This window comes from Pandoraea aquatica (genome assembly GCF_902459565.1).
Lineage (GTDB): Bacteria > Pseudomonadota > Gammaproteobacteria > Burkholderiales > Burkholderiaceae > Pandoraea > Pandoraea aquatica.
The window spans coordinates 82688-109022 of record NZ_CABPSN010000011.1; the positions used below are offsets into that span (position 1 = coordinate 82688).

General features: G+C 62.8%; 17 protein-coding genes, 1 pseudogene and 1 riboswitch. Of the genes and pseudogenes, 12 read left to right on the forward strand and 6 right to left on the reverse strand.

The genetic code is table 11. The features are described from left to right. Positions 1–174 precede the first annotated feature (174 nt). The 6 genes and pseudogenes from pilM to PAQ31011_RS24860 all read left to right on the forward strand — a co-directional run bounded on the left by pilM (position 175) and on the right by PAQ31011_RS24860 (position 7532). A complete protein-coding gene (gene pilM, locus PAQ31011_RS24835) occupies positions 175–1212 on the forward strand; it encodes a pilus assembly protein PilM (RefSeq protein ID WP_281350034.1) in 1038 nt (345 codons plus the stop codon). A 155-nt stretch (positions 1213–1367) separates the two neighbouring features. Beyond that, entirely contained in the window at positions 1368–1874 is a 507-nt protein-coding gene (locus tag PAQ31011_RS26515; protein WP_174990257.1) for a PilN domain-containing protein, read from the forward strand. Then, positions 1864–4587 (forward strand): type IV pilus secretin PilQ, encoded by a 2724-nt coding sequence (pilQ, locus tag PAQ31011_RS24845; protein ID WP_150578307.1) that lies wholly within the window; start codon positions 1864–1866, stop codon positions 4585–4587. Before PAQ31011_RS26515 ends, pilQ begins: the two co-directional genes overlap by 11 nt. Further along, a pseudogene (locus tag PAQ31011_RS24850) lies at positions 4493–5011 on the forward strand (shikimate kinase); the annotation flags it as partial. The gene pilQ and the pseudogene PAQ31011_RS24850, both read left to right, overlap by 95 nt. A gap of 291 nt (positions 5012–5302) precedes the next feature. Further along, complete coding sequence (gene aroB / locus PAQ31011_RS24855) at positions 5303–6379, forward strand: 3-dehydroquinate synthase (RefSeq protein ID WP_150578308.1); 1077 nt, start codon at positions 5303–5305, stop codon at positions 6377–6379. Between the two features lie 16 nt (positions 6380–6395). Continuing rightward, positions 6396–7532 (forward strand): deoxyguanosinetriphosphate triphosphohydrolase, encoded by a 1137-nt coding sequence (locus PAQ31011_RS24860; RefSeq protein WP_150578309.1) that lies wholly within the window; start codon positions 6396–6398, stop codon positions 7530–7532. Between the two features lie 193 nt (positions 7533–7725). Here the strand turns inward: PAQ31011_RS24860 and PAQ31011_RS24865 are convergent, their stop codons facing one another. From PAQ31011_RS24865 to PAQ31011_RS24875, 3 genes are all read right to left on the reverse strand, one after another. Next, positions 7726–8103: an ElaB/YgaM/YqjD family protein gene (locus PAQ31011_RS24865; RefSeq protein ID WP_174990258.1), complete on the reverse strand. Its 378-nt coding sequence runs from the start codon at positions 8101–8103 to the stop codon at positions 7726–7728. A gap of 295 nt (positions 8104–8398) precedes the next feature. Further along, on the reverse strand, positions 8399–9148 hold the full coding sequence (locus PAQ31011_RS24870; protein ID WP_150578311.1) for an OmpW/AlkL family protein: 750 nt from the start codon (positions 9146–9148) through the stop codon (positions 8399–8401). A 283-nt stretch (positions 9149–9431) separates the two neighbouring features. Beyond that, positions 9432–10280 carry an OmpW/AlkL family protein gene (locus tag PAQ31011_RS24875; protein ID WP_150578312.1) on the reverse strand — a complete coding sequence of 283 codons (849 nt, stop codon included), beginning with the start codon at positions 10278–10280 and terminating at the stop codon, positions 9432–9434. Between the two features lie 198 nt (positions 10281–10478). Between PAQ31011_RS24875 and PAQ31011_RS24880 the strand changes: the two genes are divergently transcribed. The 6 genes from PAQ31011_RS24880 (at position 10479) to PAQ31011_RS24905 (ending at position 21622) form a co-directional block, all read left to right on the forward strand. Beyond that, positions 10479–11180 carry a transposase gene (locus tag PAQ31011_RS24880; RefSeq protein ID WP_150578313.1) on the forward strand — a complete coding sequence of 234 codons (702 nt, stop codon included), beginning with the start codon at positions 10479–10481 and terminating at the stop codon, positions 11178–11180. A gap of 391 nt (positions 11181–11571) precedes the next feature. Further along, positions 11572–16305, forward strand: coding sequence for a glutamate synthase-related protein (locus PAQ31011_RS24885; protein ID WP_425495140.1), 4734 nt, complete (start codon positions 11572–11574; stop codon positions 16303–16305). A gap of 98 nt (positions 16306–16403) precedes the next feature. Further along, entirely contained in the window at positions 16404–17870 is a 1467-nt protein-coding gene (locus tag PAQ31011_RS24890) for a glutamate synthase subunit beta (protein WP_150578314.1), read from the forward strand. Positions 17871–18340: 470 nt separating this feature from the next. Then, positions 18341–19666: an MFS transporter gene (locus tag PAQ31011_RS24895; protein ID WP_150578315.1), complete on the forward strand. Its 1326-nt coding sequence runs from the start codon at positions 18341–18343 to the stop codon at positions 19664–19666. 193 nt (positions 19667–19859) lie between these two features. Then, the gene (locus tag PAQ31011_RS24900) at positions 19860–20684 is read left to right on the forward strand and encodes an NAD-dependent epimerase/dehydratase family protein (RefSeq protein ID WP_150578316.1); all 825 of its coding nucleotides are present in this window, start codon (positions 19860–19862) and stop codon (positions 20682–20684) included. Next, a complete protein-coding gene (locus tag PAQ31011_RS24905; protein WP_150578317.1) occupies positions 20681–21622 on the forward strand; it encodes an SMP-30/gluconolactonase/LRE family protein in 942 nt (313 codons plus the stop codon). Before PAQ31011_RS24900 ends, PAQ31011_RS24905 begins: the two co-directional genes overlap by 4 nt. A 166-nt stretch (positions 21623–21788) precedes the next feature. On the opposite strand, the gene PAQ31011_RS24910 is transcribed toward PAQ31011_RS24905, so the two are convergent. From PAQ31011_RS24910 to PAQ31011_RS24920, 3 genes are all read right to left on the reverse strand, one after another. Beyond that, on the reverse strand, positions 21789–23048 hold the full coding sequence (locus PAQ31011_RS24910; protein WP_150578318.1) for an MFS transporter: 1260 nt from the start codon (positions 23046–23048) through the stop codon (positions 21789–21791). 126 nt (positions 23049–23174) lie between these two features. Beyond that, entirely contained in the window at positions 23175–23984 is an 810-nt protein-coding gene (locus PAQ31011_RS24915) for an SDR family NAD(P)-dependent oxidoreductase (RefSeq protein ID WP_150578319.1), read from the reverse strand. Positions 23985–24163: 179 nt separating this feature from the next. Further along, positions 24164–25948, reverse strand: a complete 1785-nt coding sequence (locus PAQ31011_RS24920; protein ID WP_150578320.1) for an ABC transporter ATP-binding protein/permease — start codon at positions 25946–25948, stop codon at positions 24164–24166. 259 nt (positions 25949–26207) lie between these two features. Continuing rightward, a riboswitch (TPP riboswitch) is annotated at positions 26208–26327 on the forward strand. The last annotated feature ends 8 nt before the right edge of the window (positions 26328–26335 follow it).

A 26335-nucleotide genomic window follows, 5' to 3' on the forward strand; every position in this document is an offset into this window, starting at 1 on the left:
CACCTCGCCAGTATTCGGAATCGTCCGATTGGACCGCTGTGCCATGCCCGATAGCATCGATCGCATCGATACGACGAAAGGCGGGAGGAAGTCATGATCGCAGCGGTTTTGCGCGGGATGCGCCACTTGGGGACGCAGTGGGCGACGACGACGGTGATGAAAGCGATGACGGCAATGAGGCCGGGCAGAGGTGGCGGCGGTTGCGGAATCCACTTCGACGCTAATGGCATGCAATTCGTTCGCATCATGCGAACGCCGGGAAGCGGCCGATTGCGTCTGGATGTCTATGGGGCTGCTGCGCTGGAAGACGACATGCTGCGAGGCGCATTGATCGTCAAGCCGGAAGCGGTGGCGCGTCGTCTGGAGGAATTGCTGGAGCGTCTGGGCACACGGGCACAGGCCTTGCAGGACGACGCCATCGTCCTCGCGCTCCCGTCGCACGGACTGAAAACGCAGGTGATCGACTGCCCGGCGGATCTGCCGCCGCGCGCGTTGCGGGCGTGGTGCGAGCGGCGCGCGGCGTTATTGCTGCCGGGCGATGGCGATCTCGACATGCGCAGCCGTGTCGGCGTGGCGTGGGCTGACCCGGGCAGCCATCGTCTGAGGCTTTACGCCTGTGAAGCGACCCCGGTCGACGACAGGCTGGCCGTGCTGGAAATGTCCGGGCTACGTGCACAAGCCATCGATGCGGCGCATCAGGCGGGGCGGCGAGCGTTTCTGTGGGCGCAAGGCGCAGAACGCCGTACATCCGCATCAAGCGATCACGATGCCGTTGTGCCCGACGCCTCCATCGGTCAAGTGCGAATATCCGCGCCGGGCGCGCTACTACAGATCGATGCCCAAACGCTTGATCTGGCGGTATTCGATGGTGAGGTTTGCGTCGGGGATGTTCGTGAGCGCTATGACGGCGTTCGTGGGCACCCGGAAGCGTTGGCAAGCGTCGTTCGGGATTTGACACGAGCATTGCCGGTCGCACCGCGCGTCATCGATGTCGCGACACAGGGGGCTAGCCCGGCAGAACTGGTGGCGATCTGTGACGCTGTTGCAGACGCATGCCGCGTCGCGGTGCGCCCCTTCGACCCACTCGCGACATTCGAGGGCTCCGATCCTGCCGGCGCACATCAGGAGTCATTCGTGCCGCGTGCGGCGCTGGCCGTGCCCTGTGGGCTGGCGCTGCGCGCCATATCGATGCAGGGGGTGGCATGCGGCTGACGAAAGTATTTGCACCGCTTGATTTCCTTCCCACGCTGGCGCAACGGCGCCGCTGCGATATCCAACGGCAATGGCGAATCTGGGCATGCATTGCGGCGTGCGGTGCGACGGCTTCGCTAGTGCCCATTGCGTGGGACCTTTACCAACGACGCGAGATGCAGACGCAGCAAATGGCATTGCGCGCGACGAGGGAGAGGTTGGCCGCAGAGGTGGCGGCGTTCGACATGACGCGGCGACAGTTAGTCGAGCTGGGTGCTCACCGCAGAGCCGTCGTTGCGCTGGTTGAGCGCCGACCGGCTGCGGCCGATCGTCTGCTCGACATCATGCGGGCCTGCGCCGACGGCGTGCGGCTGTCGATGGTGAAGACGGCGGAGGCGCATCTGCGAATCGAAGGTTATGCAATAACGCAATCGCGGGTGCGTGAAACGCAGAAGCGGTTGCGCGCGTTGCCGTGGGTGAGCAAGGTCAAGGAGGTCGAATCGAGCGTGGTGCCCGAGAGCGTTCGGCGTCAATGGACTGACGCGCAGACGTCGGCCGGTGCACCGAACGTTCGTCGCTTTACGCTGCGCATCGAGTTGAAACCCGCGCCTACACCCGTCTTGCTGGCCGCTGCCGCGGATCTCGACGCCCAACCGACGCAGGAGGTGCCTGATGTACGGTGAAAATCACCCGCCAGACGACGTGCGTGACATGTTCCATGACGCTACGGCGCGTTGGCGGGCCCGTTGGAGGGCATGGTTTTCCGTTTCACCGACCGAATGGACGCCAGCTGTACGGTGGGGACTTGCGATTGTTGCGGCGCTGACGGGCTTCTGTCTCGCGTGGTCGATTGGATGGCTGATGAGTCTCCCGGCGCGTGCGGCCCTGAAACAGGGGCTCGACGTCGAGCGGCAGATGCTAGCGCGCGCCAACAACGCTGCGGACCACTTACCCGCACTCATGCGCCGGCTTCAGAGCGAAGGTGCGCAAACGCGAACATGGCAGCGCATGCTGCCCGTCGTCGATCCGGGGACGGCAGAAATTGCAGGGATATCGGTTGGTGAGTCGCCAGTCTCGTCAACCTTGTCGGAGCATGCAAGTGACGCTCCCGAGACTGACGACGAGGCCCTTGCAGCCTGGCGTGCCGATCTTGAGCAGTTGGTCTCACGGAGCGGGCTGGCTTTGGAGTCTTCTCGTCCGGGACAGGCGGCAGTCTCCGGCGAACTTGAAACCGAGCGCGCCGAGTTGCGTGTCCGGGGAACGGTCGCGAGGTTGCTCGGCTGGCTTGCCGAGATCGATCGGGTGCCACGGCATCTGGCGGTTGAGCAGTTCTCGCTGGATGGCCCTCGTGTGCAAACCAGAACCGCCGGCACAGCGGTGCATGCCGACAACGAGGAGGCAACGTTGACCGTCACCGTGTCGGCGTACCGGTGGCGCCGCACGGCCGCGCCCGCAGAGCCGCTTGACACACAGATCACACTTGCGCTCCCCGCGCTGCCGGAGCCGCCACCGCGATGGGAGATGCCGGCAGATGTCATCGACGTGTTTCGCACGCCTATGACACGCCGGTCTGCACAGGATGCCGTGACCATGGCCGAATCGATGCCTCAGGTGCCGGTCGAGAATGCCGAACCCGTGGGGGCAATGCGTGCCGGTGCTCGCCGCGTGGTGCTGCGTCGGACCGCCACCTCCGGACTGACGGCCACCTGGAGCGATGACGGTGCATGGCCGGGTAAGTCGCTGTCGAATGCCGACCCTTCGACGGTGGACGTGGCTTTGCACGGCGTCGAAGCGGCCGACGCGCTGCGGGCATTTGCGAAGTTGACCGGTCGGAGCGTGGCCATCGGCGAGCGCGTCACGGGGCGTATCGACATGGAGGTGACGGGGGTGTCTGCGGCGACGGCGTTCGACGTCATGATCCGAAGTGCAGGCCTCGGCGTGCAATCCGTGAACGGCGTCGACTGGATTGCGCCGCGCGCCGATCTGCTGGCCGATGAGCGAACGCAACTGGAAGCTGCGGCGAAACGTGAGGCGTTGCTGCCGCTGGGCGCACGCCGATTCCGGTTGAATTATCCGCGGGCGGAGGCATTGCGGGAGATCATCTTGGGGCAGAAGGACAGCAAAGGGCAGCGGCTCTTGTCCGCGCGTGGCGGTCTTATTGCGGATCCCCGCACAAATCAGCTATTTGTCACCGACCTGCCCGAGAAGCTCGATGCGTTGGCGTCGTTCATTGCGCGCATCGACGTACCCGTGCGCCAGGTGCTGATCGAGGCCCGCATCGTCGAAGCCGATGACCGGTTCAGTGAGTCGCTCGGCGTCCGGCTGGCGGGACAACACGGAGCCGCCAATGCAGGACGGGGCGGCGACAAGCGTCCAACGTCGGATGGGGGATCGTTCGATGTGCCGGCCGGCGGCAGCGACTCGAACGGTGGCGCACTCCGGGCTACGGGGTCCGACGGCACTCGCGGAGCGGGTGGCGACGCGAGCGCTCCCGGCAGCGCGGTAGATATCGGGCTTTCGGCGGCGGCGCTGGCGGGTGTGGCACCGCCGAGTCTGGCGATCACGTTATTCGGCCGGTCCGCGAGTCGTTTCCTGCAATTGGAACTCTCCGCATTGGAGACCAGCGGGCGAGGGCGAGTGGTCTCCCGTCCGCGCGTGGTCACGGCAGACAAGGTGCAGGCCCTCATCGAGCAAGGCACGGAATTGCCTTATCAAACGCGCAATGGCCGGCGCAATGTGGCATCCGTGCAGTTCCGCAAGGCGACCCTGAGACTGGAAGTCACGCCCTTGATTACGCCCGACGGGCAAGTGATTCTGGATGTGGATGTGCGCAAGGACAGCGTTGGGCAGGCCGTCGCCGAGGGATTTGCCGTGGATACCCGGCACGTCCGGACACAGGTGCAGGTCGAAAGCGGCGGGACGGTCGCGATCGGTGGGATTTACCAGGAAGTGAAGCGGGACAGCCGCGCAAGCGTTCCCTGGCTGGGGGAAGTGCCGGTACTGGGCGCACTTTTCCGTAACCGCGCCAATGAGGACCGGCGCACGGAGTTGTTGGTGTTCCTGACGCCCAGCGTGGTGCCGGATGGCGCGGCAATCGGCGCTCCCGACGCGTTGGACGGCGGCACAGCGGGGCAGGGTGGTGCATCGCCCCCCCGCTCAGACGATCTGCCTGATGACCTGAATGACGACCTTCCTCCTGGCCATCCCCGGCTTCTCGGGGTGTTCCCCGAGGCGACGCGTTCCGCACGCCCGACGCAGATACCGGTATCATCAGGGATTGGAACCCAAATATCAGCGATTTATGCTGGAAAACGTAATACTTGTCGGACTGATGGGGGCGGGCAAGACCACGGTTGGACGCGCAGTGGCACGACGCCTTGGACGGCAGTTCTATGACTCCGACCATGAGATCGAAGCGCGCACAGGCGTGCGCATTCCGGTCATCTTCGAGCATGAAGGCGAGGACGGCTTTCGTCAGCGCGAAACCCAGACCATCGACGAACTCACCCAACGCAGCGGAATCGTTCTCGCCACTGGCGGGGGCGCGGTGTTGCGCGCAGAGAACCGCGAGTACATCAAATCGCGCGGTACGGTGGTCTATCTGCGCGCCAATCCGCACGATCTCTGGTTGCGCACGCGTCGCGACAAGAATCGTCCGTTGCTGCAAACGGCAGATCCGCGTGCGCGACTCGAACAGCTGTATCAGGAGCGCGACGGGCTTTACCGGGAATGCGCGACGTTCATCATCGAAACTGGCCGGCCAAGCGTCAATGCGCTCGTCAACATGGTGCTGATGCAACTGGAAATGGCGGGCATCGTGCCGAGCAACGCAGCGCCGTTGCCCGATGCGATGGATGCGGCCGACGTGATGGATGCGGCGGATGTGACGGATGCTGCTGATGCGGCGGGTACTTCGGAAAGCGCACATCGCGATGCCGAAGCGGGCCAGACGCCTCCGGAAGCCGTCGGCGCGACGCGTGCAGTGGACACCGGTGAGTCGGTCCCGACAGCGCCTGCGTCGCCTGGCCGTGATACCTTTCCTCGCTGATAGCGGCCCGCACGGAACGCACGGCCCGATATTGCAGAACATGACAAGAAGCCAACAAGCGGCATGATTACCCTGAAACTCGACCTTGGCGAGCGCGCCTATCCCATTCACATCGGCACCGATCTGCTGACGCAGGACGCGCTGTTTGCACCGCACGTGCGCGGCACGCATGCCGTGATCGTGACGAACACGACCGTCGATCCGCTTTATGCGGAACGGGTCGAGGCGACGTTGCAACGTCTCGGCAAGCGCGTCGTGAAAGCGGTGCTGCCCGATGGCGAGGCGTACAAGAACTGGCAGACGCTCAACCTGATCTTCGACGAACTGCTCGGTGCGCAAGCGGACCGTAAGGCCACGCTGATCGCACTGGGGGGCGGCGTGGTCGGCGACATGACCGGGTTTGCCGCCGCGTGCTATATGCGCGGCGTCCCCTTCGTTCAGGTGCCGACGACGCTGCTTTCGCAGGTCGACTCGTCGGTCGGCGGCAAGACGGGCATCAACCACCCGCTCGGTAAGAACATGATCGGCGCGTTCTGGCAGCCGAGCGCCGTGCTGGCCGATATCGGCACGCTGTCGACGTTGCCGGATCGTGAACTGGCGGCCGGCATGGCCGAAGTGATCAAACACGGCGCGATTGCAGACGAGAAGTACTTCGACTGGATCGAAGCCAATATCGATGCCCTGAACGGTCGCGACACGGCGGCGCTGACGTATGCCGTGCAACGTTCATGCGAAATCAAGGCGCAGGTCGTGGCCAGCGACGAACGCGAGCAGGGGCTGCGCGCCACGCTCAACTTCGGTCATACGTTCGGTCACGCGATCGAATCCGGTCTGGGCTATGGCGAATGGCTGCACGGCGAGGCCGTGGGCTGCGGCATGGTGATGGGGGCGGACCTGTCGGCGCGTCTGGGCTTTATCGACGAGACGATGGTGCAGCGAATCAAGACGCTGGTTGCGGCGGCCAAGCTGCCCGTGACGGGGCCGGACCTCGGTGAGGATCGCTATATCGATCTGATGCGTGTCGACAAGAAGGCAGAAGGCGGCGATATCCGCTTTGTGCTGCTCAACCGGTTGGGGCAGGCGTTCATGACGAGCGTGCCCGACGCCGAACTTCGCGCCACGCTGCGCGCTAACGTCTGAGACCGGAGGGCTGGCGATGATCGATTACGAAGCGTCGCTTGCCCCATACGCGGCGCGCTCCACCGCGTCACGTGGCCGGCGCTTCGCGGAAAGCGCGCCCACAACTCGCACCGAGTTCCAACGCGACCGCGACCGCATCATCCATTCGACGGCGTTTCGGCGTCTCGAGTACAAGACGCAGGTCTTCGTGAATCACGAAGGCGATCTGTTTCGCACACGTCTCACGCACAGTCTCGAAGTGGCGCAGATCGGGCGGTCGATCGCGCGAAATCTGCGCGTCAACGAGGATCTGGTCGAAGCGGTTGCCCTGGCGCACGATCTCGGCCATACACCGTTCGGTCATGCGGGGCAGGACGCGCTGAATGTTTGTATGCAGGACTATGGTGGGTTCGAGCACAACTTGCAGAGCCTCATCGTGGTCGATGAACTCGAAGAACACTACGGCGGCTTTAACGGGCTGAACCTTTGCTTCGAGACGCGCGAAGGCATTCTGAAGCATTGCTCGCGAGCAAACGCGCGTGGGCTTGGCGAGCTGGGCGAGCGCTTTCTCAAGGGGCTTCAGCCTGGCATCGAAGCGCAGATCGCGAATCTGGCCGACGAGATCGCCTATAACAACCACGACATCGACGACGGTGTGCGCTCCGGTCTGCTGACGCTCGAACAGCTTGACGAGGTGCCGCTTTGGCACCGGTATTGCACAGAAGCAAAGCTCGCCTGGCCGGACATCTCCGGCCGTCGTCTGGTGCATGAGACGACGCGGCGCATCATCAACGCGCTGATCGTCGATCTGATTGCGACGACGCGTCAACGTGTCGCCGACGCTTCGCCGTTCTCCATGGATGACGTGCGCGCTTCAGGGCCGCTCGTCGCATTCAGTGCTGAGATGCGCGAACAGGCGGGAAGTCTCAAGCGGTTCCTGTTCGATAACCTATATCGGCACTATCTCGTGATGCGAATGGCCGCCAAGGCGCAACGCATCGTGCAGGAGCTGTTCGAGGCCTTTATTTCCGAACCGCGCCTGTTGCCACCGAACTACCGCCCGGCGAATCCCGAAGATCAGCCGCGCTGGATCGCCCACTATGTTGCGGGCATGACCGATCGCTACGCGATTAAGGAATACCGCAGACTGTTCAGCGTCGAACCGACGCTTTGAGTCATGAGTCATCGATGTTGGACGTTCTCGGGCTTTCGGTTGCGAAATCGGCGACGAGGGGACGGGAGCAAAACGCAAGAAAACAGCCGGCGTTTGCCGGCTGTTTTCATTTCAACTCTGATTCCGTTGAGTTGGACGCGGCTAAAAGGCGACGCGCTTTCGCGACCGCGCCGCCATTGCGCCGCTGCCGGAATCAACTGCGGCCGAGGATGAAGCCGAGTACCAGTGCTGCTGCGGCCACCGTGCCGACGGTCTGCCACGGGCGCTCGTGCACGTAGCCATCGGCCTCTTCCCAGACTTCATTGGCGCGACGGCGCAGATTCGCACGCGCATCGCCGAAGTCGTCGCGCGCCTGACGCAGCTTGTCGCCGATCTCAGCGCGAAGGGCTTCGACATCCGACGCCGATTTCGCATTGGACAACGCGTGGTCCAAATCATCGAGCAGATCGCGGACTCGCGACGATACATCGCCACTCGCTAACCGTGCGGCACGTGCCGTACGACGTCCGGCAAAGCGTGCGTCTTCGATGCCGCTATTGAGTGCCGTTTCCGCTTTCGAGGCAATTCCCATTTTCAGACTCCCAAGAGGTGGTATTGAAATGTGACGTCCGGTAAATCCGGGAGGACGAACGTCGGTGGAACCCTGAGGCGAGCGGCCATTATGGCCCGCCCACTTACGTGCGTACACCAGAAGAGACAGTTTCGGAAAAGGGAAAGTTGCGGCGCGTTGGCTGAAGATGATGTCGGAATACGCCGACATGCACTGAGATGGCGGTGATGCCGCCCAGAAATGCGAAAACGCCGCACAAGGCGGCGTTTCCAGTACAGCTTGATGCGACTCGGTGTAACTTGCGTCGTGCGGCGACTTAGAAGCGGTAGCCGAGTGACAGGAACGTCACGACCGGGTTCAGCTTGACCTTGGCTTCGCTGGTCGTCGTGATCGGACCGCGCGTCGTCGTCAGCTTGGCCGTCGTGCTCACCGGGATGTACGACACCGAGAAAGCCAGCGTCCAGTGCTTGTCGACGTTCCAGTTAAGACCGGCGTTGAACACCGGTGCCCACGAGTTGGTCAGTTGCGCCGTCGTGTTGCCGCCGGCACCGGCGGTCAGGCTTGCGCTGGCGAGCTGCTGGAAGCCCGGCGTCAGTTCGATGTTCGAGTACCAGAAGTAGCTCGCACCGATACCGAGGAACGGACGCCACGTGTCGCCCGCCTTACCGAAGTAGTACTTCAGCAAGATGGCCGGGCTCCACTGCTTGGCCGAAGCCAGCGATCCCCCACCCGGCAAAGCCAGGTTGCCCGTGCCATACAGACGGAACTTGGGCGGCACGCCAAACACGCCTTCGACGGCGATGTTATCGGTGAAGAAGTGGGTCAGCGTGAGGCCGAGCGTGTCGGCGTCATCGACATTGGCACCCGTGTTACCCAGCCGGGCGTTCACGGCGTTCGCCAGTCCCGGAACACTCGATCCCGTGACATGCAGCGGATCACTCGAAACCTGGGGCGAGAGATGGAACCAGCCTGCGCTGACCATCGTATCCCCGGCTTGCTGTGCGAAGGCGGCCCCCGATGCCGTCAGCATAGCCGCGGCAGCAATCGTCAAATGCTTCAACTTCATCGATTTCGTCTCCTGCTCAAGATTCTTTATTGTCGAGAATTTCGTTAAATGAAATTCAGGGCCATTATGCCGACCGTGCAATTTCGCGGATAGCGCGACTCTGGAGGTGTCGCTCTAAAGGTGTTGTATCCACGCATCGACCTATGGAATGCCCCTAGAAAAAAGCGCTGGACGAAAGAAAAGCGCGCCCTTATATGTCAGGCACGCTTTAAGAAATAACTGCGGAGTCCGATATTCTCTGGCCGCAACCAGCGGAACGCAATTTGCGTCCCGCCTGCTGGGTTTAGAACTTGTAGCCGACCGATACGAAGGTCACAATCGGGTTGAGCTTGATTTCGGCGTCGGACGACGAGAGTACCGTTCCGTCCTGCGCCTTGATTTTGATGTTCGCAGTGGTTTTGAGTGGCAGGTAGGAGACCGACGCGCTGGCAACCCAGTGTTTGTCGAATGCATAAGAAACACCGGCGTTGAAAACCGGTTGCCACGACGCCGACGATTTGGCTTCGACCGTCGTGGGTCCGTTATGCCCGGAAGTAAAAGACAGCACACTGCCGAAATTCTGATTCAGCGCCGCTTCAAAATTCGGATTGAGATTGACGTTCGTGAAGAACGTATAACTCACGCCGACACCCAGAAAAGGGCGCCACGTCGAATTGGCTTGTCCAAAGTAGTACTGCAGCACGAGCGCCGGGCTCCACTGGCGCACACTTTGCACGATCGGGTTGTTTTGTGCCGCGCCGAGGTCGATACTCGTGAGCGCGCCGGCCAGTCCCGGAGGTGCAATCACGCCTTGCCCGGTGAGCTTGAACTTGGCTGGCACGCCGGCCACGGTCTGCAAGGCGATGTTGTCGGTAAAGAAGTGCGTGATGACGAGCCCGAGCGTGTCGGCGTTGCTGACCTTCGCGCCGCTGCCGGGTGAAGTAAAGTTCGATGGCACCAGGGTGGGCGTTAAGCCCTCCTGAGTGACGCTGGTGGTCATCGGTTTGCTGGAGTCCTGCGGGGCGATGTGGAACCAGCCGAGGTTGACGACGTTATCGCCTGCTTGTTGTGCACTGGCGCTGGTGGACGCCAGGGAAATGCCGAGTCCGAGCGCGCATAAGCACGCCACGGACCGATAGGTCCGAGTTGTCATTTGTCTTTCCTCCCAAGATTATTTATTTATTTTTCGATGCATTATGCGCTTGGGATTTCGGTGCGCAATCGTCGGATCTAGAACTTTTGTACGAATCAACGGGGTTTAGCTAGATATCAGTATTTAAAGAGATTTTTCATGGTGAAACTCTCTCGCAAATCGTGATGTCCAGCTTTAAAGCATTACATTTGAATCAGCATGGCCCGATTACCGAGACTCTTCATTCCGCGTCAGCCGCAGCACGTGATTCTGCGGGGCAATAACCGGCAGGCCATCTTCGTCGACGACGAGGATCGGCGCGTTTTCCACGACCGCCTGCGCGACGCCGCACGTGCCAACGGCCTGGCGATTCACGCCTGGTGCATGATGCCGAACCACTTGCATCTGGTCGCGACGCCCGCCGACGAGCGCAGTCTGCCCGCCACGTTGCAGGCGGTCGGCCGCTACTACGTGCTCTATTTCAACCGACGCCATCAGCGCACGGGCACGTTGTGGGAGGGTCGATATCGCGCCACGGTGATCGAGGCGGAGCACTATCTGTTACTCGCGAGCCGCTATGTCGAGCTCAATCCCGTTCGCGCAGGTCTGGTCGACGCCCCGGGTAATTACCTGTGGTCGAGTTACAACCATCACGTCGGCTTGACGGTCGACAGCCTCGTGACGGACCACGCGCTCTACTGGGCCTTGGGCAACACGCCGTTCGAGCGTCAGCGCGCTTACGCGGAGGGGTTCTCGATCCCGCTGCCGGCGCATGAGGTCGACGCACTGCGTACAGCAACGCAGAAAGGGTGGCTCCTCGGCGGTCCCGAATATCAGGCAAGAATGTCGCTCGCCGCGAATCGCCGGGTGAGTCCGCTCACGCGCGGCCGTCCCCGCAAATCGGCGCCCAACGCCCTCTGATGCAAGAATCCGACAGGCCAGGTCAGGCCTGTCACTCTCCCCGATAAGCTCTCCAAGCGTTTGAAATTACGTATTTTTCTGTCAAATCTTCGTCACACGAAATTAATCTGACCCCAATAAAATCAAGTCTTCTTTTGGTGCGGTTTTTAATTGGAATCTGACCCCATTAAATTCTTTTGTCATTGTGAATTTCATGGCGTATATTCCAACTTCGGCCGATTGGTGCGATGCGGAAAACCGTGCGCGCTGAGTCGGCACCCTGTGGCAACGCTCGAGAACGACCTTCGACGCGCGCGAATCCGCAGTTCTGGCCCGCCCGGCCAACCCCACTTAACCCGGTCGACCGCGACGATCATGCGCGCGGCGGCCTCGCCAAGAGACGGTGTAACTCGTGGAAAAGAAACAGCAACCGATTGCGACGGCAGCAGCGCTGCCGGGTGAGGCGTACTTGGCGCCGGACGCACAGGGCATGTACGACCCGGCCAACGAACACGATGCCTGCGGCGTCGGCTTCGTGGCACACATCAAGGGCGTGAAGAGCCACGCTATCGTCGAACAGGGTCTGAAGATTCTCGAAAACCTGGATCACCGGGGCGCCGTCGGCGCTGACCCGCTGATGGGCGACGGCGCAGGTATCCTGCTCCAGATCCCCGACCAGTTCTATCGCGAAGAGATGGCCAAGCAAGGCGTGACGTTGCCGCCGGCTGGCGAATATGGCGTCGGCATGATCTTCCTGCCGAAGGAACACGCGTCGCGTCTGGCCTGCGAACAGGAACTCGAGCGCACCGTGAAGGCGGAAGGTCAGGTCGTGCTGGGCTGGCGCGATGTCGCGATCGATCGCGACATGCCGATGTCGCCCAACGTGAAGGCCACCGAGCCGATCATCCGTCAGATCTTCATCGGTCGCGGTCAGGACATCATGGTGACGGACGCCCTCGAGCGTAAGCTGTACGTCATCCGCAAGACCGCCAGCCACCGCATTCAGGCGCTCAAGCTCAAGCACGGCAAGGAATACTTCGTGCCGTCGATGTCGGCGCGCACGATCGTCTACAAGGGCCTGCTGTTGTGCGATCAGGTCGGCCGCTACTACCGCGATCTGTCCGATCCGCGCACGGTGTCGGCACTCGCCCTCGTTCACCAGCGTTTCTCGACGAACACGTTCCCGGCATGGGAGCTGGCTCACCCGTACCGCATGGTCGCGCACAACGGTGAAATCAACACCGTGAAGGGCAACGTCAACTGGATCAACGCCCGTACGGGTGCGATCTCGTCGGCCGTGCTCGGCAACGATCTGCAAAAGCTGTGGCCGCTGATCTACCCGGGCCAGTCGGACACCGCATCGTTCGACAACTGCCTCGAAATGCTCACGATGGCTGGCTACCCGCTCGCCCACGCCGTGATGATGATGATCCCGGAAGCCTGGGAACAGCACACGCTGATGGACGAGAACCGCCGCGCGTTCTACGAGTACCACGCCGCGATGATGGAGCCGTGGGACGGCCCCGCCGCCATCGCGTTCACCGACGGCCGTCAGATCGGCGCGACGCTCGACCGTAACGGTCTGCGCCCGGCGCGTTTCGTGATCACGGACGACGATGTCGTCATCCTGGCCTCGGAATCGGGCGTGTTGCCGATCCCCGAGTCGAAGATCGTCAAGAAGTGGCGTCTGCAGCCGGGCAAGATGTTCCTGATCGATATGGATCAGGGTCGCATCATCGACGACAAGGAACTCAAGGACAACCTCGCCAACGCGAAGCCGTACAAGAGCTGGATCGACGCCGTGCGCATCAAGCTCGACGAGATCGATTCCAAGGTCGAGGAAGCCGGCGTGCATCATGACACGGCCACGCCGCTGCTCGATTTGCAGCAGGCGTTCGGCTACACGCAGGAAGACGTGAAGCTGCTGATGACGCCGATGGCGATCAACGGCGAAGAAGCCACGGGCTCGATGGGCAACGACAGCCCGCTCGCGGTCATGAGCAACAAGAACAAGACGCTCTATCACTACTTCCGTCAACTGTTCGCTCAGGTGACGAACCCGCCGATCGACCCGATCCGCGAAAACATGGTGATGTCGCTCGTGTCGTTCATCGGCCCGAAGCCGAACCTGCTCGACACGAACAACATCAACCCGCCGATGCGTCTCGAAGTGTCGCAGCCGGTGCTGGACTTCAAGGAAATCTCGAAGATCCGTCACATCGACAAGTACACCGGCGGCAAATTCCGCTCGTACGAGTTGAACATCTGCTACCCGGTCGCATGGGGCAAGGAAGGCATCGAAGCACGTCTCGCCTCGCTGTGTGCGGAAGCCGTCGACGCCGTGAAGTCGGGCTACAACATCCTGATCGTCTCGGACCGCCTGACGAACCGCGAACAGGTCGCCATGCCGGCGCTGCTCGCCACGTCGGCCGTGCACCAGCATCTGGTCGCACAGGGTCTGCGTACGAGCACGGGTCTCGTGGTCGAAACCGGTTCGGCGCGTGAAGTGCACCACTTCGCATTGCTCGCGGGCTACGGCGCGGAAGCGGTGCACCCGTACCTCGCGATGGAAACGCTCGCGCAGATCGCTCGCAAGCAAGGCGGCGACCTGACGCCCGAGAAGGCCATCAAGCACTTCGTGAAGGCTGTCGGCAAGGGCCTGCACAAGGTCATGTCGAAGATGGGCATCTCGACGTACATGTCGTACACGGGCGCACAGATCTTCGAAGCGATCGGCCTGTCGCAGGAACTGATTCAGAAGTACTTCCAGGGCACGGCGTCGAACGTCGGCGGTATCGGCATCTTCGAAGTGGCCGAGGAAGCGGTGCGTCTGCATCGCGACGCATTCGGCGACAACCCGGTGCTCGCGAACATGCTCGACGCCGGTGGCGAATACGCGTTCCGCATTCGTGGCGAAGACCACATGTGGTCGCCGGATGCGATCGCCAAGCTCCAGCATTCGACCCGCTCGAACTCGTACCAGACGTACAAGGAATACGCGAACCTCATCAACGACCAGAGCAAGCGCCACATGACGCTGCGCGGTCTGTTCGAGTTCCGCGTCGATCCGCAACGCGCGATCCCGCTCGATCAGGTGGAATCGGCGAAGGATATCGTCACGCGTTTCGCTACGGGTGCCATGTCGCTCGGTTCGATTTCGACCGAAGCGCACGCCACGCTGGCCGTCGCCATGAACCGTATCGGCGGTAAGTCGAACACGGGTGAAGGCGGCGAAGATCCGCGTCGCTATCGCAACGAACTCAAGGGCATTCCGATCAAGAAGGGCGAATCGCTTGCCTCGATCGTGGGTCGCGACGTTATCGAGACCGACATCGAACTGCAAGACGGCGACTCGCTGCGCTCGAAGATCAAGCAGGTTGCATCGGGCCGCTTCGGCGTGACGGCGGACTATCTGGTCTCCGCCGATCAGATTCAGATCAAGATGGCGCAGGGCGCGAAGCCGGGCGAAGGCGGTCAGTTGCCGGGTCACAAGGTGACCGAGTACATCGGCAAGCTGCGTTACTCGGTGCCGGGCGTGGGTCTGATCTCGCCGCCGCCGCACCATGACATCTACTCGATCGAAGATCTGGCGCAGCTCATTCACGATCTGAAGAACGTGAACGCGTCGTCGTCGATCTCGGTGAAGCTCGTGTCGGAAGTCGGCGTGGGCACGGTGGCTGCCGGTGTCGCAAAGGCCAAGGCCGATCACGTGGTGATCGCCGGTCATGACGGCGGTACGGGTGCATCGCCGCTGTCGTCGGTGAAGTACGCCGGCACGCCGTGGGAACTGGGCCTGGCCGAGACGCAGCAGACGCTGGTGCTCAACCGCCTGCGCGGTCGTATCCGCGTGCAGGCCGACGGTCAGATGAAGACCGGCCGCGACGTGGTGATCGGTGCACTGCTCGGCGCAGACGAATTCGGCTTCGCGACGGCACCGCTCGTCGTCGAGGGCTGCATCATGATGCGCAAGTGCCATCTGAACACCTGCCCGGTCGGCGTCGCGACGCAAGATCCGGTGCTGCGCAAGAAATTCCAGGGTAAGCCGGAACACGTCGTCAATTACTTCTTCTTCGTGGCCGAGGAAGTGCGCGAAATCATGGCGCAACTCGGCATCGCGAAGTTCGACGACCTGATCGGTCGCGCCGATCTGCTCAACACCAAGTCGGGTGTGGAGCACTGGAAGGCGAAGGGCCTCGATTTCAGCCGTATCTTCCACTTGCCGGAAATGGAAGCCGATGTGCCGCGTCTGCACGTCGAGACGCAGGACCACGGTTTGGCCGGTGCCCTCGATCACGCGCTGATCGAGAAGGCGATGCCTGCGCTGGAGAAGGGCGAGCACGTCTCGTTCATCCAGCCGGTGCGTAACCGTAACCGTACGGTCGGCGCGATGCTCTCGGGCGAAGTGGCCAAGCGTTACGGTCACGAAGGTCTGCCGCAAGACACGATCCACGTGCAGCTCAAGGGCACGGCGGGTCAGAGCTTCGGTGCGTTCCTCGCGCGCGGCATCACGCTCGATCTCGTGGGCGACGGCAACGACTACGTCGGCAAGGGGCTGTCGGGGGGCCGCATCATCGTGCGTCCGACCAACGACTTCCGCGGCAATGCCGAAGACAACATCATCGTGGGCAACACCGTGATGATCGGTGCCATCGAAGGCGAAGCGTTCTTCAACGGCGTGGCCGGCGAGCGTTTCTGTGTGCGTAACTCGGGCGCCACGGCGGTCGTGGAAGGCACGGGCGACCACGGTTGCGAATACATGACGGGCGGCACGGTAGTCGTGCTGGGCGAGACTGGCCGTAACTTCTCGGCAGGGATGTCGGGCGGTGTGGCTTACGTGTACGACGCTGACGGCACGTTCGCCGCCAAGTGCAACACGGCGATGGTCGCGCTCGATCCGGTGCTGCCGCACGGTGAGCAGGAGCGTACGGTGAGCCAGGGTCTGTGGCATCGCGGCCAGACCGACGAGGCACAGCTGCGCGAGCTCATCGAGCGTCACTTTCAGTACACGGGCTCCACGCGCGCAAAGGCGCTGCTCGAAGACTGGGACGGCGCACGCCGCAAGTTCGTGAAGGTGTTCCCGAGCGAATACAAACGCGCGTTGGGCGAAATGGCCAAGGCGGGCGACAAACAAGCACTGGCGGCCTGAGTCCGCTGGCGCGGTCACGCTGCGCGGGGTGAGGGCCCCGCAGGCGTGCCGCGCGCGGGTGAGGCACGGTAACCACAAAACTTTCCGACTGAAGAAACATGGGCAAGGTCACAGGTTTTCTCGAATTCGAGCGCCAGAGCGAGTCTTACGAAGCACCGCTGGCACGCGTGAAGCACTACAAGGAGTTCGTGCTCGCGCTCTCCGACGATCAGGCAAAAGTGCAGGGCGCACGCTGCATGGACTGCGGCATTCCGTTTTGCAACAACGGTTGTCCGGTCAACAACATCATTCCCGACTTCAACGATCTGGTGTATCGCCAGGATTGGAAGTCGGCGATCTCGGTCTTGCACTCGACCAACAACTTCCCGGAATTCACGGGACGTATCTGCCCCGCGCCGTGTGAAGCGGCCTGCACGCTGAACATCAACAGCGACGCGGTGGGCATCAAGTCGATCGAGCACGCGATCATCGACAAGGCCTGGAGCGAAGGCTGGGTCGAGCCGCAACCGGCGAAGCACAAGACCGGCAAGACGGTCGCGGTCGTCGGCTCCGGTCCCGCAGGCATGGCGGTCGCGCAGCAACTCGCGCGCGCCGGTCACGACGTCACCGTGTTCGAGAAGAACGATCGCGTGGGCGGCCTGCTGCGTTACGGCATCCCCGACTTCAAGCTGGAGAAGTGGCTGATCGACCGCCGCATGCGCCAGATGGAAGCCGAAGGCGTGACGTTCCGCACCGGCGTCTACGTGGGCAAGGACGCCCCCGAAGCGCACATCAACAACTTCTCGAAAGAGACGATCACGCCGGACCAGCTGCAGGCGCAGTTCGACGCCGTGGTCATTGCAGGCGGTGCAGAGCAGCCGCGCGATCTGCCGGTGCCGGGCCGTGAGCTCGAAGGCATCCATTACGCGATGGAATTCCTGCCGCAGCAAAACAAGGTCAACGCGGGCGACAAGCTGGCGAACCAGATGCTGGCGACGGGCAAGAACGTGATCGTGATCGGCGGTGGCGACACCGGCTCGGATTGCGTGGGCACGTCGAACCGTCACGGCGCGAAGGCGGTCACGCAGTTCGAACTGCTGCCGCAGCCGCCGGAGCAGGAAAACAAGCCGATGGTGTGGCCGTACTGGCCGACCAAGCTGCGCACGTCGTCGAGCCACGAAGAGGGCTGCGAGCGCGACTGGTCGGTGGCCACGAAGCGCTTCGAAGGCAAGAACGGCAAGGTCGAAAAGCTGATCGCCGTGCGTCTCGAATGGAAGGACGGCAAGATGCAGGAAGTGCCGGGCTCGGAGTTCGAACTGAAGGCCGACCTCGTGCTGCTCGCGATGGGCTTCGTCTCGCCGCTGCAAACGGTGCTCGACGCGTTCGGCGTGGACAAGGATGCGCGCGGCAACGTGCGTGCCTCGACCGAAGGCGAACGTGCCTACACGACGAACCTGCCGAAGGTGTTCGCGGCCGGCGACGTGCGTCGCGGTCAGTCGCTGGTGGTGTGGGCGATTCGCGAAGGCCGTCAGTGCGCCCGTGCCGTGGACGAGTTCCTGATGGGCCATTCGGAATTGCCGCGCTAAGTATGATCCGCGCACCTTCGGGTGCGCGCAGGTTTGTGCCTGCCAAAACCACAAATACGGGGTGGTTGTGATTTGAGAGGAGGGGGCGCGGAGGTAGGCATCTGCGTCACTGTGAAGAAGCCGTCCGGATGGAAACGTCCGGGCGGTTTTTTCTTGCCTGTTCCTCCTGCGTCGCCCGTGGCCCGCATCGGCCGCGTCGCCGCTGAAATTCTGTAGGTGGCTAAATATAAGACGTCATACAACAAGACGTCATTTCGTCACATTCACATGTGGGATAACTCTCCCAACATGTGCAAACTTCAACGCTGATAAGGCTTATGGCGCTGCGATGGTGAATGGCATGAAAGACTAGGGATTATCCGTAAACCACGTAATCTTTCGTTGTCATCGTACATCGTCTCACGTAGGATGCCTCTCCAAGCAAGCGCGATGCTTGCCATAAAAATATCCACGAAAGAGAGACAACCATCATGGCACTGAAGATCAAAGGCCTGCGCTGGTGGATGATCGGTTTGCTGACGCTCGGCACCGTCATGAACTACCTCGCACGCAGCTCGCTTGCCGTAGCCGCCCCCACGGTGATGAAGGATCTCCACATCACGACCCAGCAATACGGCTGGATCACGGGCGCTTTCCTTGTGTTGTATCCGATCGGTGCCCCCATCACCGGTTATCTCATGGACCGCATCGGCCTGCGTCTGGGCTTCCTGTTGTGCGGTGTGATGTGGTCGATCGTGTGCATGCTGCACGGTCTGGCCGACGGCTGGGTCGGGCTGTTCGTACTGCGCGGTCTGCTGGGGCTGGCCGAAGCGTCGTTCATTCCGGCGGGCATGCGTGCTGCCGCGTTCTGGTTCCCGTCGAAGGAGCGTGCGCTTGCGGCGGGCATCTTCAACATCGGCACGTCGATCGGTGCGATCCTCGCGCCGCCGCTGATCGCGTGGTCGATCCTGCGCTACAACTGGGAGACGGCCTTCGTCATCGCCGGTGCGCTCGGCCTTGTGTGGGGCGTGCTGTGGTTCGTGTTCTATCGTCACCCGACCGATCACCCGGCGCTCTCGCAGGCCGAGTCCGACTACATCAATGAAGGCCGTGTGGTCGATGCTGCCGCCGATGCCCGCAAGCCGAACCTCGGCTCGATTCTGCGTCAGCGCAACTTCTGGGGCATCGCACTGCCGCGCTTCTTCGCCGATCCGGTGTGGGGCACGATCGTGTTCTGGATGCCGCTGTACCTCAATCAGGCACGCGGTTTCGATCTGAAGACGATTGCCGCGACCGCGTGGCTGCCGTTCGTCGCGGCCGACATCGGATGCCTGATGGGCGGCACGGTGTCGGTGTGGCTGAACAAGCACTTCAAGATCACCATCTTCAACGGCAAGCGGGTCGTGTTCACCATCGGCGCGATCATCATGACGGCGATGTGCGGCGTGGGCTTCGTGAAAGATCCGATGATGGCGATCTTCCTCCTGTGCCTTGGCGGCTTCGCCCACCAGACGCTCTCCGTCACCGTGATCTCGATGTCGGCCGACCTGTTCCAGCGTAACGAAGTGGCGACGGTCACCGGTCTGGCGGGGTTGTCCGCCGGGATCGGCAACCTGCTCTTCACGTTGGTGATCGGCACGTTCGTGACGGCAGTCGGCTACGCGCCGTTCTTCGTGGCGCTGGGGCTGGGCGATCTGATTGGCGCGGTGATTCTGTGGACGGTAGTCAAGCCGCACATCACAGGCACGGCCACGCCGTCGCCGGTGCAGATGCACAAGCGCGCGGGCGTCGAAGTCAACCGGACTGCCAATGCGTAGCCAGCGAGAGGTCGTCGTCCGGTGCGATGATGTGAACGATGGGTGTGGGCGTTTTCCCGCACGCGTTCGGCACGTCGGTCACGCACCCGGACGCGCAAAGGTTTGACGTACGCCGCGCCACACACTCCCCCTTGGGTGTGCGGCGCGGCGTCGATTTTGTTGTACCGATGAATCAGGAGCAATAAGGATCACTATGAGCCAGACTTCCGGCAAACCCTTCCGCCGTCTTCTGCTGACTGGCGCTGCGGGCAACCTTGGCAAACAACTGCGCGGCAAGCTCGCGGAGTGGGCGGACATCGTGCGCGTGAGCGACATCGTGCCGATCACCGACACCGCGCCGCACGAAGAGGCGATGCAGGTCGACCTCGCCGACCGTGCGGCCGTGCACGCGCTGCTCGAAGGCGTCGATGCGCTGGTGCACCTCGGCGGCGTGTCCGTCGAAGCGCCGTTCGACGACATCCTGCAAGCGAACATCCTCGGTCTGTACAACGTCTACAGCGCCGCGCAAAAGCAAGGCGTGAAGCGTATCGTCTACGCCAGCTCGAACCACGCCGTCGGTTTCCATCCCGTGACGGAAGTGCTCGACGTCGACGCCCCACATCGCCCGGACGGCATGTACGGCATTTCGAAGTGCTTCGGCGAAGACCTCTCGCGCTACTACTTCGACCGCTTTGGCCTCGAGACCGTGTGTCTGCGCATCGGCTCGTCGTTCGAACAGCCGAAGAATCCGCGCATGATGGTGACGTATCTGAGCTACCGCGACTTCATCGAACTCGTGCGTTGCTCGTTGTTCACCAATCGCGTCGGCCACGCGATCATCTACGGCGTGTCGGACAACCCGACGCTGTGGGTCGACAACACCAAGGCTGCGTTCCTCGGATTCCGTCCGCAAGACAGCTCGGCCGAGTTCGCCGGTCTGTTCCCTGCCAAAGCGCCCGATCCGCAGATGGACGACTGGACGCAACGTTTCCAGGGCGGTCCGTTCGTGCTGATGGGGCCGATGGAGCCCAAGGCGTGAGTGTGGCCGCGGTCTCCATCGAGCGGCTGGCGCCGTCGCGCGAGACACCTCACGCGGTCGGCGAAAGCCCGCTATGGCGTGCCGACGAACAGGCGCTCTACTGGGTCGACATCCCGGCAAAGCAACTGCATCGCGTGACGCCCGCCGACGGCGAACACCGTCAGTGGACGTTCCCCGAGCAGGTCGCGTGTTTCACGTTCGACACGGCAGGCACCTTGCTCGCCGCATGCGAGACGGGGATCTTCGCTGTGCGACTGGGCGCGCCGGGCGAGGTGGCAGCATCCGAGTGGACGCGTCTGGCCGCACCGGCATTTCCGGCCTCGGGCATGCGCTTTAACGATGGACGTTGCGACCGGCAGGGTCGCTTCTGGGCGGGCACGATGGTGGCGGATATGTCGCTCGCAAGCGATGCCGGTTCGCTCTATCGCTTCGACGCCAGGGACGGACTGTCCGCGCCGCTCGTTGACGGCCTCGTCACGCAGAACGGCCTCGGCTTTTCCCCAGACAGCCGCACGATGTATCTGAGCGATTCGCATCCGACGGTGCGTCGCGTGTGGGCGTTCGATTTCGATGCGCACAGCGGTGCAATTTCCAACCGCCGTCTGTTCGTCGACATGAACCAGTATCCGGGCCGCCCCGACGGCGCGGCCGTCGATGCCGACGGTTGTTACTGGACGTGTGCCAACGACGGCAGCCGTCTGCTGCGCTTCACGCCGGCGGGTGTACTGGATCGGGAGATCGTGTTGCCGGTGTCGAAGCCGTCGATGTGCGCGTTCGGTGGACGCGATTTCGACACGTTGTTCGTCACGTCGATTCGCCCCGGCGCGAATGCGAACGAACACGACGGTCACGTCTTCGCCGTGCGATGCGGCGTGCAAGGATTACCGGAAGTGCCTTATGCGGGAGACGCGGGCGTGTTACCGGTGGCAAGGGTGTAGGCGGGGGTACGAAGGTGGCGACGCCGCACTGCATCAGACAAGCGGCGCGCACTGAAGCGGTTCCGGGTTGGCTGGCTTACACAATGGCCATCCGGTGAGGCGGCGGGACGTCGGGGCGATCGTGGTGTTCGCGCCGGCGTCCCGTTTTGCCATGTAGACGGTCGGGTTAATGCACGAAGTCGGTCGAGACGAGTGACTTGCCGCGCGTCTCGGGCAGCAGCAACGCGCACACGACGACGAGCAGATAACCGCCGCCCGCCACCATCCCGATAGCCTTCACGAGCGAGCCGGTCTGCGCGAGCGTGCCCACCGCGATGGGGAAGAACGAACCGATGCCGCGTCCGAGGTTGTAGCAGAAGCCCTGACCCGAGCCGCGAATGTGGTTCGGATACAGCTCGGTGAGATAGGCGCCGATGCCCGCGAAAATGCCCTGCACGACGATGCCCAGCGGGAAGCCGAGCAGCAGCATCGCGCTGTCGGTGATCGGCAGCATCGTGTAGACCATGCCGAGCACGAACGACGCGATGGCGAAGAAGATGAACGCGCCACGGCGTCCGAGCTTGTCGGAGAGAATTGCGCCGACGATATAGCCCACGAACGAGCCGACGATCAGCACGATCAGGTACGCGCTCGTGTTGAACACCGACAGGCCGCGCACTGTCTTCAGATACGTCGGCAGCCACGTCGTGATCGCGTAGTAGCCGCCTAGCATGCCGGTGCACAGCAGACTGCCGAGGATGGTCGTCTTCAGATGCGCGGGCGCGAAGATCTGCGTGAAGTTGCTTTGCAACTGACCCTCTGCGATCTTGCGGCGCGTTTGCGTGAAGATCTCCGGGTCCGACACGTTGCGACGAACATACGTGATCCACACCGCCGGCAGAATCCCGATCCAGAAGCACGCACGCCATGCGTAGCCTTCATCGAGCACCGCGAAGAAGAACCAGTAAAGCAGTGCAGCGGCCGCCCAGCCGACCGACCAGCTGCTTTGCACAGTGCCGACCGCTTTCGCGCGATGCTGCGGCGAGCGGATCATCTCGCCCATCATCATCGTGACGACGGTCCACTCGCCGCCGAAGCCGATGCCCTGCAACGTGCGCGTCACGAGCAACTGCCAGAACGAATTCGTGAAGCCCGAGAGGAACGTGAACAGGCAGAAGGTGGCAATCGTCCATTGCAGCACGCGCACGCGGCCGTAGCGGTCCGCGAGAATGCCTGCAAGCCATCCCCCGACGGCCGACGAGATGAGTGAGCTGGTCGCGATCATGCCCGCCTCACCCTTCGTCATGCCCCATGCGGCGATAAGCGTGGGGATCAGGAACGAATAGATCATGAAGTCGAACGCGTCGACGGCATAGCCGCCAAAGCCCGCATACAGGGCCTTGCGCTCCTTCGTGTTGAGTTCTTGGAACCAGGAAAAAAACGCCATGAAGACTCCTCGGTGGATCGTGTGCTTGTCGTTGTGTGTGCGACGTGTGGTTGTTGTGTGTCGATGGCTGGCATCGACGGTCGGGGTCACGTCTGCCCCGGTGATCGGTGTGTTGTCAGTGCTGCATCAGAGTGTCAGGCCGCCATCGACATGAATCACCTGGCCGGTAATTTGCCGCGCGTGCGGGCCGAGCAGGAAGACGGCGAGCGCGGCGATGTCGTCGGGTTCGCAGAGGCGTCCGGTCGGTGTGGCATCGGCCGCGCGCTGCCACGCGGCCGGGTCGATGGCCGAGTGACCGCTGTTCTTGCGCGTGTAGCCGGGCGCGACGCAGTTGATCGTCACCCCCGCACGGGCGTATTCCGCGGCGGCGCTTTTCGCCAACGCTTCGATAGCCGCCTTGGCGGCGGCCGTTGCAGGAAAGCCGGATTGATTCGGCGCGAAGCGATGCGCCACGAACGAGCTGACGGCGACCACGCTGCCTTGCGACGAACGCTGGAGATCGGGCAGCGCGTGACGCAACAGCGCAGCGAATGCACCGGGCATGGCAGCGAGCGTGCGAGCGAAGGCCTCGTCGTCGATGTCGGCCAGCGACTGACGCGTGGCGAAGCCTGCATTGCTCACGATCTGATCGACGGGGCCGAAGGCGTCATGCGCGGCGTCGACGAGTCGCGCGGCGGACTGCGCGTCCGTCAGATCGCCGAACCATGTGGCGCACTGCGCACCGGCGTCTTCGCATGCGCGCCGCACCTCGGTGAGCCGCGCCTGACTGGCGTCGGACGCGCCGCGTGTGTGCAACAGCAAGCGGGTGTCGGGGGAAGCGAGGCGGCGGGCGATGGCCGCGCCGATGCCGGAGGCGGCGCCGGTGACGACAACGGTGCGTCCGTCGCGCTGAGACGAGTTCGGCGACTGGCCGGACGAGGAAGCTGAAGTAGTCACGATGAGCCCGGAGTTTGCCTGATGGGGTGCTCGTGATTATGCCAAACCGCCTCGGTGCGGGAACAGTCGCGTCAATATTATTTACGAAGTGAACGAACTGAGTGAATCGCTCGGTGGGAATGGCGCGGGGCGGCGTGAGATCGCCGTCCCGCTATGCCGCTATGTCGCGATGCCCGCCCCTACACCGCACCAACCACCCGCGGCGGCTCGATCTCGTTCGCCGCGTGCAACGTCATCGTGTGCTGATGGAAGCGGGCCAGCGTATCGCGATGCGCCACACTGACGATGGCCGTGTCGGGCAGTTGCGCGTGCAGTGCGTCGTACACGGCTTCTTCGGTCTCCACGTCGAGTGCGCTCGTCGCTTCGTCCAGGAACAGGAAGTCGGGCTTTTGCAGCAGCGCACGCGCGGCCGCCAGCCGCTGTTGTTCGCCGCCGGAGAGACGTCGCGCCCAGTGCGCCGACGTCAGCAGCTCGTCGCCGTATTGCCCGAGGTTCACGGCGTTCAGCGCATTGCGGCACTCGGCGTCGGTAAACGTGTCGGGCGACGACGGGAACGCGAGCGCAGCCTTGAGCGTGTCGATGGGCAGATAGCTTTGCTGCGACAGGAACAGCACGCGCGCGTTGGCGGGGACTTCGATGCGTCCGCTGCCGAACGGCCATAGACCTGCGAGCGCGCGCAGCATCGTGCTCTTGCCGCAACCCGAGCGACCCCGTACCAACCAGCGTGATCCGGGCGCGAAGGCAAACGAACCTGCGGCGGCGAGCGGTGCGCCGTTGGGCAGCGACAGGCGCAGATCGGCGGCGGTGTAGGCCGGCGCGTTGCCGGTCGTGACCACGGAGATGCCGCCGTCGGTGTGTGGCGCAGCATCGATGACGCGTGTGAATTCGCGCAACCGGTTGATCGTCGCCTTCCAGTCGGCCAGCGTCGAGAAGCTGTTCACGACCCAGGAGAAACCGTCGCTCACTTGCCCGAAGGCGTCGATGATTCGCATCAGCACGCCCAGCGTGAACGCGCCCGCGAAGTAACGGGGGGCTGCCGCCATGATCGGAAAGACGATGGCGATCTGTGCGTAGATCGAGTTCGCGAAGATCAGGCGCTTCGTCACGACCATGATCTGCCACCAGTTGTCGCGCACCGCACCGAACGCCGACTTCAGACGCGACAACTCCGCGCCTTCGCCGCGATAAAGCGCGATCTGTTCGGCTGATTCACGCAGGCGCACCAGCAGAAAACGAAAGTCGGCTTCGACCTGTTGTTGCCGGTAGCTGAGTCCCACGAGCGGGCGGCCGACCTTGAAGATGAGAAACGAGCCGACGATGGCGTACAGCGCGGCGACCCACACCATGTAGCCCGGAATCGTCACGTTCATGCCTGCCAGCGCGAAGGACACCGCGCCGGAAATCGTCCACAGAATCGTGATGAAGGAGAACAGCGACACGAGCGTCGTGAGCAGATCGAGCGACAGCGCGAGCGACGAATTGACGAGCGTGCGGATGTCTTCGGAAATACGCTGGTCGGGGTTGTCGGCGAGGTGATCGCGCTCGATGCGGTAGTAGGCGCGATGCGCGAACCACTTCGTGAGGTTCGCATCCGTCACCCACTGACGCCAGCGGATCTCCAGCATCTGACGGAAGTAAGTGCGAAACGTCGCGATGATGATGAAGCTGAATGCCAGCACCGCGAACTCGGCGAGCGACGACTTGAAGGCCGGCCAGTTGCGCTTGTCGAGCGCGTCGTAAAAGCTGGCGTTCCATGCATTGAGCCGCACGTTGATGAACACGACGGCAAGGTTCAGTGCGATCACGAGTGCCAGCAGTCGCCGGCCCTCCCAGCGCTTCTCCGAGACCCAGTAGGGACGGATCAGTTGCCAGGCGGTGGGATGTTTGGGTGGTTTGGGCGGTGGCGCGGCGGTGTCGCCCGAGGGTTGCGGGGCGTGTGGCGTGTGGGTCGGCGTGTTGGCCATGATCGTCGGGCGGCGCGGCCGCAGTGGGGCAACGTTGTTATCTGCACGTTTGGCACATATGGCCCATTTGACCGCAGTTCCCGATGGTGCGTTGCACGATTTGCGGCCTGAGCCGCGTGTGACGGGGATTTTCAGTTTACGGGCCGTTACAAGCGGTCGGAATCAGGGGCCGGGGATCTCAAAAAACGAGACGCAACGAGCGTGCAATCGCCCGGGAAGCCAGCTTGCACGGGCGTCGGCATCTATGTTGTAATGGCTGCGGGCGAAACAGGGGTGCTCCGTAATTGGCGTAGTCACGTCAAAGAAGTCGCGGGGCTGAGAGAGACCCTTTGCACCCGACCCGGGTAATACCGGCGTGGGAAGTTTCCGACTCCTCCATTGGGGTAA